Annotated in this window: 12 protein-coding genes and 1 riboswitch; of the genes, 7 read left to right on the top strand and 5 right to left on the bottom strand. The window is 75.1% G+C overall.

The window, feature by feature from the left end; all coding sequences use genetic code 11:
• Positions 1–139 precede the first annotated feature (139 nt).
• Entirely contained in the window at positions 140–1,318 is a 1,179-nt protein-coding gene (locus ACFW1A_RS14615) for an NAD(P)/FAD-dependent oxidoreductase (protein ID WP_380408826.1), read from the top strand.
• Between the two features lie 67 nt (positions 1,319–1,385).
• On the opposite strand, the gene ACFW1A_RS14620 is transcribed toward ACFW1A_RS14615, so the two are convergent.
• Positions 1,386–1,958 (bottom strand): isochorismatase family protein, encoded by a 573-nt coding sequence (locus tag ACFW1A_RS14620; protein WP_380408828.1) that lies wholly within the window; start codon positions 1,956–1,958, stop codon positions 1,386–1,388.
• 13 nt (positions 1,959–1,971) lie between these two features.
• On the bottom strand, positions 1,972–3,351 hold the full coding sequence (locus ACFW1A_RS14625; RefSeq protein WP_380408830.1) for an MFS transporter: 1,380 nt from the start codon (positions 3,349–3,351) through the stop codon (positions 1,972–1,974).
• Positions 3,352–3,740: 389 nt separating this feature from the next.
• Between ACFW1A_RS14625 and ACFW1A_RS14630 the strand changes: the two genes are divergently transcribed.
• Together ACFW1A_RS14630 and ACFW1A_RS14635 are read left to right on the top strand one after the other, a co-directional pair.
• Positions 3,741–4,958 (top strand): YncE family protein, encoded by a 1,218-nt coding sequence (locus ACFW1A_RS14630; RefSeq protein WP_380408832.1) that lies wholly within the window; start codon positions 3,741–3,743, stop codon positions 4,956–4,958.
• Between the two features lie 23 nt (positions 4,959–4,981).
• On the top strand, positions 4,982–6,088 hold the full coding sequence (locus ACFW1A_RS14635) for a helix-turn-helix domain-containing protein (protein WP_380408834.1): 1,107 nt from the start codon (positions 4,982–4,984) through the stop codon (positions 6,086–6,088).
• Between the two features lie 71 nt (positions 6,089–6,159).
• On the opposite strand, the gene ACFW1A_RS14640 is transcribed toward ACFW1A_RS14635, so the two are convergent.
• Positions 6,160–7,227 (bottom strand): LacI family DNA-binding transcriptional regulator, encoded by a 1,068-nt coding sequence (locus ACFW1A_RS14640; protein WP_380408836.1) that lies wholly within the window; start codon positions 7,225–7,227, stop codon positions 6,160–6,162.
• Between the two features lie 288 nt (positions 7,228–7,515).
• Here ACFW1A_RS14640 and ACFW1A_RS14645 point away from each other — a divergent pair, with 288 nt between their 5' ends.
• A complete protein-coding gene (locus ACFW1A_RS14645; RefSeq protein WP_380408838.1) occupies positions 7,516–8,202 on the top strand; it encodes a hypothetical protein in 687 nt (228 codons plus the stop codon).
• Positions 8,203–8,257: 55 nt separating this feature from the next.
• Here the strand turns inward: ACFW1A_RS14645 and ACFW1A_RS14650 are convergent, their stop codons facing one another.
• Both ACFW1A_RS14650 and ACFW1A_RS14655 read right to left on the bottom strand, forming a co-directional pair.
• Positions 8,258–8,596 carry an SAV_915 family protein gene (locus ACFW1A_RS14650; protein ID WP_380408840.1) on the bottom strand — a complete coding sequence of 113 codons (339 nt, stop codon included), beginning with the start codon at positions 8,594–8,596 and terminating at the stop codon, positions 8,258–8,260.
• 5 nt (positions 8,597–8,601) lie between these two features.
• On the bottom strand, positions 8,602–8,802 hold the full coding sequence (locus ACFW1A_RS14655) for a hypothetical protein (RefSeq protein WP_380408842.1): 201 nt from the start codon (positions 8,800–8,802) through the stop codon (positions 8,602–8,604).
• Positions 8,803–9,049: 247 nt separating this feature from the next.
• A riboswitch (M-box (ykoK) riboswitch) is annotated at positions 9,050–9,229 on the top strand.
• A 291-nt stretch (positions 9,230–9,520) separates the two neighbouring features.
• Here ACFW1A_RS14655 and ACFW1A_RS14660 point away from each other — a divergent pair.
• The 3 genes from ACFW1A_RS14660 to ACFW1A_RS14670 all read left to right on the top strand — a co-directional run.
• On the top strand, positions 9,521–10,255 hold the full coding sequence (locus tag ACFW1A_RS14660; RefSeq protein WP_380408844.1) for an MgtC/SapB family protein: 735 nt from the start codon (positions 9,521–9,523) through the stop codon (positions 10,253–10,255).
• Between the two features lie 287 nt (positions 10,256–10,542).
• The gene (locus ACFW1A_RS14665; protein ID WP_380408846.1) at positions 10,543–11,889 is read left to right on the top strand and encodes a magnesium transporter MgtE N-terminal domain-containing protein; all 1,347 of its coding nucleotides are present in this window, start codon (positions 10,543–10,545) and stop codon (positions 11,887–11,889) included.
• The coding region (locus ACFW1A_RS14670; protein ID WP_380408848.1) for an NRAMP family divalent metal transporter at positions 11,886–13,267 on the top strand (1,382 nt) is incomplete at its 3' end. The genes ACFW1A_RS14665 and ACFW1A_RS14670, both read left to right, overlap by 4 nt.

Raw genomic sequence — 13,267 nt, forward strand, 5'->3', positions numbered from 1 at the left:
GGAGCCGGTTCGGCCGATCCCCGACACCCGCCCCAGGTGTGACGCAGCTCACCTGCGGCCCGTGTCACGCCCGGGGCGGGTCCGCTGTCCCATGGGCGTCACCGGCAACCGAAGCCGGTGCCGGACAGGGGAGATCGAGATGGGCAACGGCCACCGCATCGTCATCGTCGGCGCCGGCTACACCGGGATGTTCAGCGCCGTCCGGCTGGCCCACCGCACCCGCGGGACCGGCGCGCGGATCACCCTGGTCAACGCGTCCGACCGGTTCGTGGAGCGGCTGCGGCTGCACCAGGTCGCCGCCGGGCAGCAGTTGGCCGAGCACCGGATCCCCGACCTGCTCGCCGGGACGGGCGTCGCGTTCGTGCGGGGCGCCGTCACCGCCATCGACCCCGAGGCCCGGACCGTCACCGTCGACGGCACCGGGGACCTCGGGTACGACACCCTGGTCTACGCGCTCGGCAGCTCGACCGACACCGCGAACGTCCCCGGCGCCGACGTCCACGCCCACACCCTCGACAGCCCGCAGACCGCCGGCCGGTTCGCCGCCCGGCTCGCCGCGCTCGCGGCGACCGGTGGTGCCGTCACCGTCTGCGGCGGCGGCCTGACCGGCATCGAGGCGGCCGCCGAGATCGCCGAGGGCCACCCCGGCCTGCACGTCACCCTGATCAGCCGGGAGGAGCCCGGCGCCATGATGGGCCCCCGGGCCCGCGCCCACCTGCACCGCGCCCTGGACCGCCTCGGCGTGACCGTCGAGACCGGCGCCCGCATCACCAAGGTGCTGCCGGACGCCGTCGAACTGGCCGACGGCCGCCTGGTCCACTCCGACGCCTGCCTGTGGACCGCCGGGGTCAAGGTGTCGCCGCTGGCCGCCCGCGCCGGGATCGCCACCGACGACCGCGGCCTCGTCCGGGTGGACGCCACGCTGCGGTCCGTCTCCCACCCGGAGATCCACGCCGTCGGCGACGCCGCCGCCGTCCGGCTGGCCTACGGGCAGCTGCACGGCACCTGCCAGAGCGGCCTGCCCACCGCCCAGTACACCGCCGACGCCATCGCCCGGCTGGTCCGCGGCAAGGCCGTGCGGCCCTTCCGCTTCGGCTACGTCCACCAGCCGGTCAGCCTGGGCCGCCGGGACGCGGTCATCCAGTTCACCAAGGCCGACGAGACCCCGCGCCGACTGCACCTCACCGGTCGGATCGCCGTCGCGTACAAGGAGACGGTCAGCGGCAGCCCGCTGCTGACCTACCGGCTGAGCAAGCGGATGAACGTCACCACCGTCGTCTCCAAGGGCGGCCGCGCCACCCGCAGGCCCGCGGCGTGACCGCGCCCGCGGGCCGGGTCCCCGGGGCCGACGGAACGTCCGGACGCTCCGCCGGCCCGCGCCGGCGTCAGCGCGTCTTCGCCAGCAGCTCCACCACCTCGGCCGTGGTCCCCAGCTCGCCGAGCCGGGGGAAGATCCGCTCGATGCTGTGCGCGTGGCTCTCCGCGCTGCGGTCGGCCATCGCGTCGGTGACCAGCGAGACGTGGTAGCCGTGCTCGTGGGCGGCGCGGGCGGTGGACTCGACGCCGATGCTGGTGGCGATGCCGCCGAGCACGATCTGGGTGACGCCCCGGCGGCGCAGCTGCAGGTCCAGGTCGGTGCCGTAGAAGGCGCCCCAGTTGCGCTTGGTGACGGTCACCGCGGCCGGGTCGGCCAGCTGCGGCACGATCTCGTCCCAGCCGGCCGGCGGGGTGGCCGCACCGGCGGCGGCCTCGGTGCGACCGGGCACCCGGTCGCCGTCGCCGAAGCTCACCCGGACCAGGAAGACCGGCAGGTCGTGCGAGCGGAAGGCGTCGGCCAGCTCGACCGCGCGCTCCACCACCTCGGCGGCGGTGTGCGGCACGGTCTCCAGGCTGACGATGCCCTGCTGCAGGTCGATCAGGACCAGGGCGGTCCGGGGGTCGAACGTGGTCAGTGTCATGGTCGGTGCTTCCTCAGTCGGTGGCGGACAACGAGCGGTCCAGCACGGTCGCCGCGAGCAGCAGCACCGCGCCGGCCGCCATGAACAGCGCCAGCCGGTGCAGACCGCCCGTGCCGGCGCCGTGCGGGAAGAAGGCGGCGGTGGCGGCCGAGGCCCCCAGCGCGCCCAGGTACATGAAGGTGCGCAGCAGTCCCGCCGCCGAACCCATCCGCTCGGCGGGGGCCTGCCGGTACAGCGCGCTCTGGTTCGCCAGCCCGTTCAGCCCCTGCGGGACGCCCATCAGCACCCCCACGGCCAGCAGCAGCCAGATCGGGCTGCCCCCGCCCGCCAGCAGCAGCCCCGCGCAGGCGGCGAGTTGGCAGCAGGCGCCGACCAGCAGCTTGCCGCGGACCGCCGGGTTGCGGCCGGTGAGCCAGGAGACCGCGAGCCCGCCGGCGGCCTGCGGCAGCAGCATCAGCCCCGCCGCGGCCGCGCTCAGCCCGCGCCCCTGCTCCAGCCACTGGGTGAACCCGTACAGGAACGCGTAGGAGGCGGTGTAGCTGAGCAGCTGGCGCAGGTAGGTGGCCAGCAGCGGCCGGTTGCCGCCGAACAGGCGCAGGTCCACGAACGGCCCGGCGCAGCGCAGTTCGCGCACCGCGAAGCCGGCGGCGGCCGCCGCGCAGAGCACCGGCAGGTACCAGCGGTCGGCCGCCGGGTCCATCAGGAAGAGCATCAGCGACAGCAGCAGGGCGGCGAACAGGCCCATGCCGGGCAGGTCGACCCGGGTCGCGCCCGGGGTCTTGGGCGTCCGCGGCAGCCGCAGCGCCCCGAGCACCAGGCAGGCCAGCGAGAGCGGCAGGTTGACGGTGAACACCGCCCGCCAGCCGGCCACGCCGATCAGCAGCCCGCCCAGGGTCGGGCCGATCACCGCCACCGTCTGGTTGGCCACCGCCAGGGCGGTGAGCACCGCGCCGGGACTCTGCTGCCCGGTGCGCCGGGCCTCGCTGCGGGTCAGGTACATGGACGCCGGGTAGGCGGCCGAGGTGCCGAGGCCGAGCAGCACCCGGGCGGCGATCAGCAGGCCCAGGCTGGGCGCCAGCACCCCGAACAGGCCGGCCAGGCCCACCAGACCGGTGCCGATCAGGTAGAGCCGCCGCGGTCCGTAGCTGTCCACCAGCCGGCCGATCACCGGCTGGCCGACGGCGGTGGCCAGGTAGAGCCCGGTGACCAGCCAGGCGGTGCGGGACGGCGGGGCGCCGAAGGCCGCGCCGATCGGCACCAGCGCGACCGCGATCATCGAGGAGTTGATCGGGTTGAGGATCGAACCGAGGACCATCGGCGCGACCAGCCGGCGGTCGAAGCCGCCGGGGGCCGGGCGGTCGGTGCGGCGCAGCAGGGTCCGGGCGCTGCTCACGCGCCGCTGGACCGATCCGGCGGCGTCGCCGCGGTCCGCCGCTCCCGGCGGGCCCGGCGCGCGGCGCGGGCGGCCGGGTCGGCGGTGGGCACGGGGGTCGGTTCCATGCCCCCACGCTAGATCCTCCGGGGGCGGACTGTCCAGCCTGGCTGTACACCTGCGCTGTACACCGACCCCGCGCGCCGACCCGTGCACCTGCTGCGCACCCCCGACCGCGGCCGTGGTCCGCAGTCGTTGCCCACAGCCGTGGTCCGCGCCGTTGTCCGCGACCGCCAACCGCCCGGACCAACGTTGGCGACCGCGGCCATGGCCCCGCGCCGCCGCCGCGGCCACACTTGCCGCAGCCGCGTCAACTCTCCCGGCGCGGCGACCCGTTGAGAGGAGCGCCGATGACCGCCCGGACCCTGCGCAGCCGACTGGTGCGCGGCTCGGTCGCCCTGCTGACGCTGGCCGGCCCGGCCCTGGCCGCCACCGGCGCGCACGCCGACCGGGCCGACCTGCGCGACGTGCTGCTGGTGGGCAACAGCCAGTCGGGCACGGTGAGCTTCGTGGACGCCCGCACCTTCGCCAACCTGGGCAGCTTCGACGTGATCCCCGACCTGCAGCAGCGCCTGGACCAGATGGACCTGGTGCAGCGGGCCGGCTACGCGATCGTCAAGGGCGTCGAGGGCGGCGACCGCTTCGTGGACGACGTCGCGCTCTCCCCCGACGGCCGCACCCTCTACGTCTCGCGCGGCAACCTGGACGACACCGTGGCCTACGACCTGGCCACCCACCGCCAGCTCTGGCGCACCCGGCTGGACGGCTTCCACGCCGACCACGCCGCGCTCTCCCCCGACGGCACCCGCTGGGTGGTCTCGGCGACCACCGCCAACGAGGCCGAGGTGCTGGACACCGCGACCGGCGCGGTGGTCGGCACCTTCGCGACCGGCTCCTATCCGCACCAGAACGACTTCACCCCGGACGGGAAGTACATCTACAACTCCAGCATCGGGGTGGTCACCTTCCCGCAGGCGCTGGAGTTCCTCAAGGGCGCCTTCCAGCTGACCAAGGTCGACGCGACCACCCTCAAGGTGGTCAAGACCTGGAACTTCCCGCACGGGATCCGGCCCAACGTGCTGGCCGCCGACGGGACCACCTTCTACACCGAGCTCTCCTACTTCAACGGCTTCGTCCGCTACGACCTGGACTCCGGGCGGACCACCGCCACCGTGCCGATGCCGTTCAGCCCCGCCGGGCAGGCGCTGGCCCCGGACTCCTACCCGAAGAACTCGGCCCACCACGGGCTGGCCCTCTCCGGCGACCAGAGCCGGCTCTGCGACGTGGGCACGATCGACGACTACACCGCCATCGTCACCACCGACGGGCTGTTCACCGCCGGGCGGGTCGACTACCCCACCGGCAGCCTGCCGTACTGGGCCACCAGCGGTGGTCCGGACGACCGGTACTGCTTCGTCTCGCTCAGCCAGGCCGGCCAGGTGTCGGTGGTCGACTACGCGACCGCCACCGAGGTGGCCCGGGTGCCGGTCGGCACCTTCCCGCAGCGCGAGCGGGCGGCCAGGATGGACCCGTCCGCACTGAACGCCCTGTCCGCGAGCCGGGGCTGACGCTCCGACGGGACGGTGATGGGGTGGCCGCACCGGCGCGGGTGGCGGTCCGGCGGGTGATGGCGCGGCTGCGGGCCGACCCGGCCGTGCTGCAGTCCGTGGTGGACGCCGCCCGGACCGCCTCGCCCCAGGTGGGCGCACTGCCGGAGCAGGAGGTCAGCCGGCACATCGCCGCCCTGCTGGCCGCGGTGGCCACCGCCTTCCTGGACACCGGCGGGCTGGACCGCGAGCAGCTGCGGTCGGCGGCCCGGCTGGCCGCCGACCGGGCGGTGCAGGGGGTGCCGCTGGCCGCGCTGCTGGACGGCTTCCGGGCCGCCCGCAACCAGGTGTTCCGCTGCGTCGCCGAGGGGCTGGACGGCTCCGGTCCCGCGCTGCCGGAGCTGGTCGAGGTGATGGTGGAGCTCGACGCGCACGCGGGCGAGCTGCAGCACCGGCTGATCGTGGCCTACCAGGAGACCGAACTGCGGCTGCTGGCCGCCGGCCGGGCCGCGCGGATCCAGGCGCTGCGCGAGGTGCTGGTGGACGGGGCGCTGGACCGGCTGGCGGCCGCCGGCCTGGATCCGGGCGGGCGGTACCACCTGCTGCTGGGCGAGGTGACCGACCCCCAGCAGCACGTCTCGGTCGACGGGGCGTCGGCGCTGGTCGAGGGCCACCTCTGCGTGCTCACCGGCCGACCGCCCGAGCCCCGGCCCGAGCTGACCGTCACCGCCGGTCCGGTGCCCGCGGCCGACCTGCCCGCCGGCTACCGGCTGGCCCGGGCGGCGCTGGCGGCCGCCCGCCGGCGCGGGCTCACCGGGACCAGGCGGCTCACCGGACTCGCCGTCCCGGTCGCCACCGACGCGGCGGAGGAGCTGGGCCGGCTGCTGGCCGCCGAGCTGCTCGCGGACCTGGACCCCGCCGACCCGGCGCACCGGCGGCTGGCCCGCACCGCGCTGGACTACCTGGACCGCGGCAGCCGGATCGACCGCACCGCCGCCGCGCTCCACCTGCACCCCAACACCGTCAAGCACCGCCTGCGCCGCCTCGCCGAACTCACCCCGTTCGGCCGGGCCGCACCGCCCGAGCGCGTGCTGGACCACGCCCTGCACTGGCGCTGGGCGCTCTCGGCCTGGCTGGAGCAACCCTGGTGAGGCCGTGGCGCTGCGGGCCCCGGTGAGGCCGTGGCGCTGCGGGCCCCGGTGAGGCCGTGGCGCTGCGGGGCTCAGGCCGAGTCCCGCACCACCAGGGTGGCCTCGAACCAGGCGGCGCCCGGCTCGCCCGCCGGGTCCGCGATCCGGTCCAGCAGCAGGCGCACCATCCGGGCGGACATCTCCTCGACCGGCTGGCGCACCGTGGTCAGCGGCGGGTCGCAGGCCAGGGCGGCGCTGCTGTCGTCGAAGCCGACCACGGCCACCTGCGACGGGACCCGCCGCCCGCTGCGGTGCAGCACCGGCAGCGCGCCCAGCGCCATCAGGTCGGAGGCCACGAAGACCGCGTCGGTGTCCGGGGCCAGCTCCAGCAGCCGGCGCATCGCCACCGCCCCGCCCGCCTGGGTGAAGTCGCCCTCCACCTCGGCGGCCGGCGCCAGCCCGTGCGCCACCAGCCGCTCGCGGAACCCGGCCAGCCGCTCGCGCGCGGCCGGGGTGTCCAGCGGGCCGGTCACCGTGCTGATCCGGCGGCGCCCGTCGGCCACCAGGTGGTCCACCGCCAGGCCGACCCCGCCGCGCTGGTCCACCTCGACCCAGCCGATCGGCACCGGCCGCACCGGCTGGGCCGACATCACCGCCGGCACCTCGGCCTCGGCCAGCCACTCGGGCAGCGGGTCCTCGGCGTGCGTGGAGATCAGCACCACCCCGTCCACGTGGCCCTGGCGCAGGTAGTTGAGCAGTTGCCGGCGCGACTGCTCGTCGTCCACCAGCAGCAGCACCATCTGCACGCCGCGCGGCCGGATCTCCCCCATCACGCCGCCGACCACCCGGCCGAAGAACGGGTCGGTGAAGATGCGGCCGGCGAAGCTCGGGTGCTGCTCGTCCGCGGGGTGCCGCTGCGCGGTCCGCAGCCCCTCCTCGGAGACCACCAGCGCGATCGAGCCGGTGCTGCCGGTGACCAGCGAGCGGGCCGCCCGGTTGGGCACGTACGCGGTGGCGGCGATCGCCTGCTCCACCACCGAGCGCAACGCCGGGTCCACCGAGGCCCGGCCGTTGACCACCCGTGAGACGGTGGCACGCGACACCCCGGCCACCCGGGCAACGTCCTCCAGTGTCACGGAGGCGGACGACTTCCTGGTCATGGAGCCCTTTATACCGCCCGCGCCCGACGCCCGAACCGGCACGCCCGGGGCGGTTGGACGCCCCGGAAGCAGACCGTCTACATTGCCGTAGACGCCGGACCGGCCGTCCGCGCCGTCCGCACCGTTGTCTTCCCCTGTCTTCCCCGTCCTGAGACCTGTCTTCCCCGTCCTGAGAGGGGTGCCGTCATCTCCGGCATCACGGTTACCGAGTCACCGCGGCCGCACCGCGCCGCCACCACCGCCGGCTCGGCGCTGAGCAAGGTCCCGGCGGTCACGGGCCTGTTCTGGTTGACCAAGATCCTCACCACCGGCATGGGCGAGACCACGTCGGACTACCTGGCCAAGACCTTCGACCCGGTCCTCGCGGTCGGCGCCGCGTTCCTGGCCCTGGCCGCCGCGCTGGTCTGGCAGCTGCGGACCCGGCGGTACGTCACCGCGGTCTACTGGCTGGCCGTGGTGATGGTCAGCGTCTTCGGCACCATGGCGGCCGACGTGCTGCACGTCGTCGTCGGCATCCCCTACGCGGTCTCGGCCTCCGGCTTCGGCGTGCTGCTGCTCGCGCTCTTCGGGCTCTGGTACAAGGTCGAGGGCACCCTGTCGGTGCACGAGATCACCGGGACCCGCCGGGAGCTGTTCTACTGGGCCGCGGTGATGACCACCTTCGCGCTGGGCACCGCGGTCGGCGACCTGACCGCCGCCACCCTGGGGCTGGGCTACCTGAGCTCCGGCTTCCTGTTCGCCGGCCTGATCCTGGTGCCCGCGCTGGCGCACCGCTTCCTCCGGCTCGGCCCGGTGCTCTCGTTCTGGTGGGCCTACGTGCTCACCCGCCCGCTGGGCGCCTCGTTCGCCGACTGGCTCGGCGTGAGCAAGGCCCGCGGCGGCCTGGCGCTGGGCACCGGCCAGGTCAGCCTGGCGGTGCTGCTGCTGGTGATCGGCCTGGTGGCGTACCTCGGCCGGCGCGAGCGCACCGCCTGAGCCGCACCGCCGCCGACCCGGCCCGCCCCCGCTCGCCGGGGGCGGGCCGTCGCCGTCAGCCGTCCGCCACCACCGCGGCGGGCCGGCGCGGCGGGGCCGGGTCCACCGGCGGTGCGGCGGGCAGCACCGGCGGGGCCACCAGCCTCGGGTCCAGGCAGATCCGGCGCACCCCCACCGGCTCGCTCAGCGCGCGCAGCGCACGCTCCGTCAGCTCGGCGAACTCCTGCTCCGGTCCGAGCAGTTCGTGCAGCGCCCGGACCGAGCTGAAGGCCACGGCGCAGCGGCCGCCGTCCCGGCGGCGGAAGAAGCGCAGCAGTTGAACGCCGGCCACGGTGCGGACCGGCACGAAGCGCAGCGGGTCGGTGCCGGGGCGCGGCCCGGCGGCGGCGGCCACGGCGGTCAGTCCAGGTAGCGGAGGGCGAACCGGCAGTGCGCGGCCGCCGGCCCCGGGCCGGGTTCGACGGGTTCCGGCGGTTCGGCCGGACGGGCGGCGGGCGCGGGCAGCGCCCGCCGGGACACCGGGCGCAGCGCCGGCGGCACCGCGGGCCGGGACCGGCGCTCGTCGGACGCCACCAGGGCGGCCACCTGGAGATCGGTCATGGCGGATCGCTTCCTTCCACTGCTGCGAGCACGGCGCCCGGGTCCGGGCGGACCGTTTCCAGCTACCAGTGGAGACCCGATCCGCCCTGCCCGCACCCGCTCTTGACGCTCCGACTACGCGGAACCGGCCCGCTTTCACGCCACCTTGACGCCCGCCCCGACGCCGCGGCCGCCGACCGAGAAGGTCAAGGTTAGGTAAAGCACGCAACTTCGTGCGCGCCGGGGGTTTAAGCTTGTCCAGGTTTGAAAGGCACCTCGTTCGGTGAGGCGTCTTCACGGACACAGGCCACTGACCCGACGACGTCGAGAGACGCCCAGGTTCAGGACAGGTCTTCCCGAGTTAAGGGTTGATCCCAAGTGGCTTCCCGCGCCGCAGGGCGGGGATCACGCCGTGGAGTGCCAAAGCTCTGACGAGTTGGGGTGAATCGGCAGCCGCGTGCGTGCCGGTGAGCTCCTTGCCGCGTCGATTCAGCGCACCGTGACCGGTGCGTCCGGCCGGGAGGAGGCGAGAGACATGGAAGCCAGTACCAGTCCGGGTCACAAACGACCCCGCATCCGCCTGTCCTCGTCCTGTCCCGGCACGCGATGAACCCCTCTCCCGCGCGAAGCTGCCGCGCCTGACCCCGTGCGCCCGTTCCCGGCGTGACGGCCCGTCAGTCTGCGCGCCCGCACGGTGGGGAGCGCCGCCGCGTGCCCCCGAGTTCACCGGGAGGTGCCCGTGCACACCCTGACGACCTACGACTTCCTGCTCCGGCTCGCCACCGGCGTCGGCTGCGGCGCCCTGATCGGGGTGGAGCGGCAGTGGCGGGCCCGGATGGCCGGCCTGCGCACCAACGCCCTGGTCGCCGCCGGGGCCACCCTGTTCGTCCTGTACAGCGAGGCGGTCGGCGACACCGGCAGCCCCACCCGGGTCGCCTCCTACGTGGTCTCCGGCATCGGCTTCCTCGGCGGCGGCGTGATCCTGAAGGACGGCGGCGGCGTCCGCGGCCTCAACACCGCTGCCACGCTGTGGTGTTCGGCGGCGGTCGGGGTGCTGGCCGCGTCCGGCCGGATCGACCTGGCGGTGCTGGGCACCCTCTCGGTGCTCGCCGTCCACCTGGTCCTGCGCCCGGCCGCCCGGCTGCTGGACCGCGCGCCGGCGGCGGGCAGCGACCCGGACGCGCAGCTGCTCGCCACCGTGCACCTGCGCTGCGACCGGCAGGCCGAGACGCACGTCCGGGCCCTGCTGGTGCAGGCGCTGGCCGGCTCCCGGCTGGCCCCGACCGGCCTGCGGGCCCGCCGCGAGGCCGAGGGCGACGTCACCGGCCTGCGCGCCACGGTGGCGGTGGAGGGCGACGTGACCGCCGCGTTGGAGCAGGTGGTCAGCCGCCTGTCGCTCGAACCCGGGGTGCGCGACCTGCACTGGCACCTGGAGGACGCGGACTCCGAGCCGGGGCGCGAGGTGCTGGTATGAGGTCAAACCTTGGTCATGGATGGACCGACCGGGGGTTCCCAGGCCCTATTCTTTACGCGGCTTCAACAGGACATCCGGGAGGGAGGCGAGATGGACAGTAGTCCGGGCCATAGTCGGCCCTTCCCCGCTTCCACTTCACCGACCTTCCGCGGCCCGGTGCTGTCCACCCGTTCCTGACGCCCCGTCCCGGCGCCCGTCCCTGGAACGCGTGCTGCCCGTCGCCGCCCGGCGCCCCGGTTCCACACCGGGGCTAGGGGGTGTTCACCTTGGCCAGCAACACTCTGTTCATGACCACTGCTTCCCGGCTGCGCGAGCGGCGCACCGGCCTCGACCAGCGCGCGACCACCAGCCGCACCGTGCGGGCCTCGCTGGTCTCGCTGGCCGGTCTGGTCGGCGGTCCGGTGACCAACCAGGCCGGCGAGGAGGTCGGCCGGGTGGTCGACGTGGTCGCCAAGCTCTACGGCACCGACCCGTACCCGCCGGTCACCGGCCTGATCATCCGGATCGGCCGGCGCCGCGCCTTCCTGGCGGCCGACCGGATCGAGCGGGTGCAGGCCGGCCAGGTGCGGCTGCGCACCGCCCGGGTGGACCTGCGCGACTTCAGCCGCCGGCCCGGCGAGGTGCTGCTGGCCCGCGACGTGATGGACCACCAGCTGGTCGACGTCGACGGGGTGCAGGTGACCCGCGCCGCCGACCTGTACCTCGCGCCGCTCACCGGCCGGGTGGTGCTGGTCGGCGTGGACGTCTCGCTGCCCACCCTGCTGCGCCGCCTCGGCCCGCGCCGCTGGCAGGTCCGCCCCACCCCGGACCGGGTGCTGGACTGGCAGGCCGTGGCCCCGTTCGGCGCCCAGGCCACCGCCGGGCCGGCCGAGGTGCGGCTGCGCGCCTCCCGGTCGGCCCTGCACCAGCTGCGCCCGGCCGAGCTCGCCGACATCCTGGAGGACCTCGGCCGCACCGAGCGCCAGCAGCTGCTCGGCTGGCTGGAGCCGGAGCAGGCGGCCGACGCGCTGGAGGAGATGGAGCCCACCGAGCTGGAGAACCTGCTGCGCGAGGCACCGCCGGAGCACGCCGCCCGGCTGGTGGACGAGATGGAGCCGGACGAGGCCGCCGACGCGCTGCGCGACCTGGCGCCCGGCGAGCGGGAGACCCTGCTGGCGCGGATGCCGGCCGGCGAGGCCGCCGAGCTGCGCGGCCTGCTGAAGCACCGTGAGGGCACCGCCGGCGGGGCGATGACCACGCTGCTGATCACCGCCGCGCCGGGGCAGAGCGTGGCCGAGATCCGGGCCGAGCTGGCCGCCCAGGCCGAGCACCGCACCGAGATCGACGCGGTGGCGGTGCTGGACAAGGAGGGCCGGCTGATCGCCGACATCCCGCTCTTCGACCTGGCGGTGGCCGAGGACACCACCGTGCTGGCCGACCTGACGGACTGGCTGACCCAGTTCGGCTCGCCGGTGACGGTCCGTCCGGACACCCGGCTGGCCGAGGCCGCCGACCGCCTGGTGGCCGCCCGGGCCTCCTCGCTGCTGGTGGTCGACGAGTCCGACCGCCCGCTCGGCCGGATCCTGGCCGACGACATTCTCGACGCCCTGCTGCCCGAGCGCGGCCGGCTGCACTTCCGGAGGTTCCTGCAGTGACCAGCGACCTGGACACGGGCACGTCGCCCGCCGCCGCGGCCGAGACCGCGGCCGCCGGCCGGCCCGCCCCGCGCCGGCGCTGGGGCCGGATCGCCGCGCTGGCCCTGATCGCCGGCCCCGGCCTGGTGGCCGCCAACGCCGGCAACGACGCGGCCGGCATCGCGACCTACGCCTCGGCCGGCTCGCAGTACACCTACGGCACGCTCTTCTTCATGGTGCTGGTCACCGTCGCCCTGGTGATGGTGCAGGAGATGGCGGTCCGGCTCGGCGCCTACACCGGCAAGGGGCTGGGCGCACTGATCCGCGAGCAGTTCAGCCTGCGGCTGACCGCGCTGGCGGTGGCCTGCCTGATGCTCGCCAACACCGGCCTGGTGGTCTCCGAGTTCGCCGGCATCGGCGCCGCCTTCGGGCTGCTCGGCGTGCCCAAGTGGGCGGTCATCCCGCCGGCCGCGGTGCTGCTCTGGGCGCTGGTGCTGTTCGGCTCCTACCGCTGGGCCGAGCGGATCTTCCTGGTCTTCTCGCTGGCCTTCTTCGCCTACCCGGTCGCCATGGTGCTCGGCCACCCGCACTGGAGCGCGGTCGGCCAGCACCTGGTGGTGCCGCACGTCGAGGCCAACAAGGACTTCATCCTGCTGGCGGTGGCCCTGATCGGCACCACGGTCAGCCCGTACATGCAGTTCTACGCCGCCGCCGGGGTGGTGGACCGCGGCTCCAAGCCGCAGGACTACAAGCTGATCCGGGCCGACGCGATCATCGGCGCCGTCTTCGCCTGCCTGATCAGCCTGACCATCATCATCGCCACCGCCGCCGCGATCGGCGGCACCGGTCCGCTGGAGTCCGCCGCGCAGGCCGCCTCGGCGCTGCGGCCGGTGGCCGGGCGCGGGGCCGAGGTGCTGTTCGCCCTCGGGCTGCTCGGCGCCTCGGCGCTGGCCGGCGCGGTGGTGCCGCTGTCGGCCAGCTACGCGGTGGGCGAGGCGGCCGGCGTGGAGCGATCGGTCTCCCGCAGCTTCCGCGACGCCCCGCTCTTCCTGGGCCTGTTCACCGCGCAGATAGCGCTCGGCGCGATCGTCGCGCTCACCCCGGTGGACGTGATCCAGCTGCTCATCGGCACCCAGGTGCTGCAGGGCCTGATCAGCCCGATCGTGCTGGTCTACCTGCTGGTGCTGACCAACCGCCGCTCGCTGCTGGGCGACGCGGCCAACGGCCCGCGCTACCGGGTCGCGGCCACCGCGGTGGTGGTCGGGGTGGCGCTGATGTCCACCATCCTGCTGGTGCAGACCGTGCTCAGCTGGTTCGGCGCGAGCTCGCGGGCCAGCGCCGCGTGCGAGGTGATCATCCCGTTCAGATCGCGGAACCCGCCGAGCGTGAACTCCAGGCC

The sequence above is a fragment of the Kitasatospora sp. NPDC058965 genome (assembly GCF_042741245.1).
Lineage (GTDB): Bacteria > Actinomycetota > Actinomycetes > Streptomycetales > Streptomycetaceae > Kitasatospora.

Excerpts from the sequence above, each read along its gene's own strand:
- ACFW1A_RS14640 (WP_380408836.1), bottom strand. The coding sequence starts at position 7,227 with ATGACCAGGAAGTCGTCCGCCTCCGTGACACTGGAGGACGTTGCCCGG.
- ACFW1A_RS14655 (WP_380408842.1), bottom strand. The coding sequence starts at position 8,802 with ATGACCGATCTCCAGGTGGCCGCCCTGGTGGCGTCCGACGAGCGCCGG.
- ACFW1A_RS14620 (WP_380408828.1), bottom strand. The coding sequence starts at position 1,958 with ATGACACTGACCACGTTCGACCCCCGGACCGCCCTGGTCCTGATCGAC.
- ACFW1A_RS14630 (WP_380408832.1), top strand. The coding sequence starts at position 3,741 with ATGACCGCCCGGACCCTGCGCAGCCGACTGGTGCGCGGCTCGGTCGCC.
- ACFW1A_RS14615 (WP_380408826.1), top strand. The coding sequence starts at position 140 with ATGGGCAACGGCCACCGCATCGTCATCGTCGGCGCCGGCTACACCGGG.
- ACFW1A_RS14665 (WP_380408846.1), top strand. The coding sequence starts at position 10,543 with ATGACCACTGCTTCCCGGCTGCGCGAGCGGCGCACCGGCCTCGACCAG.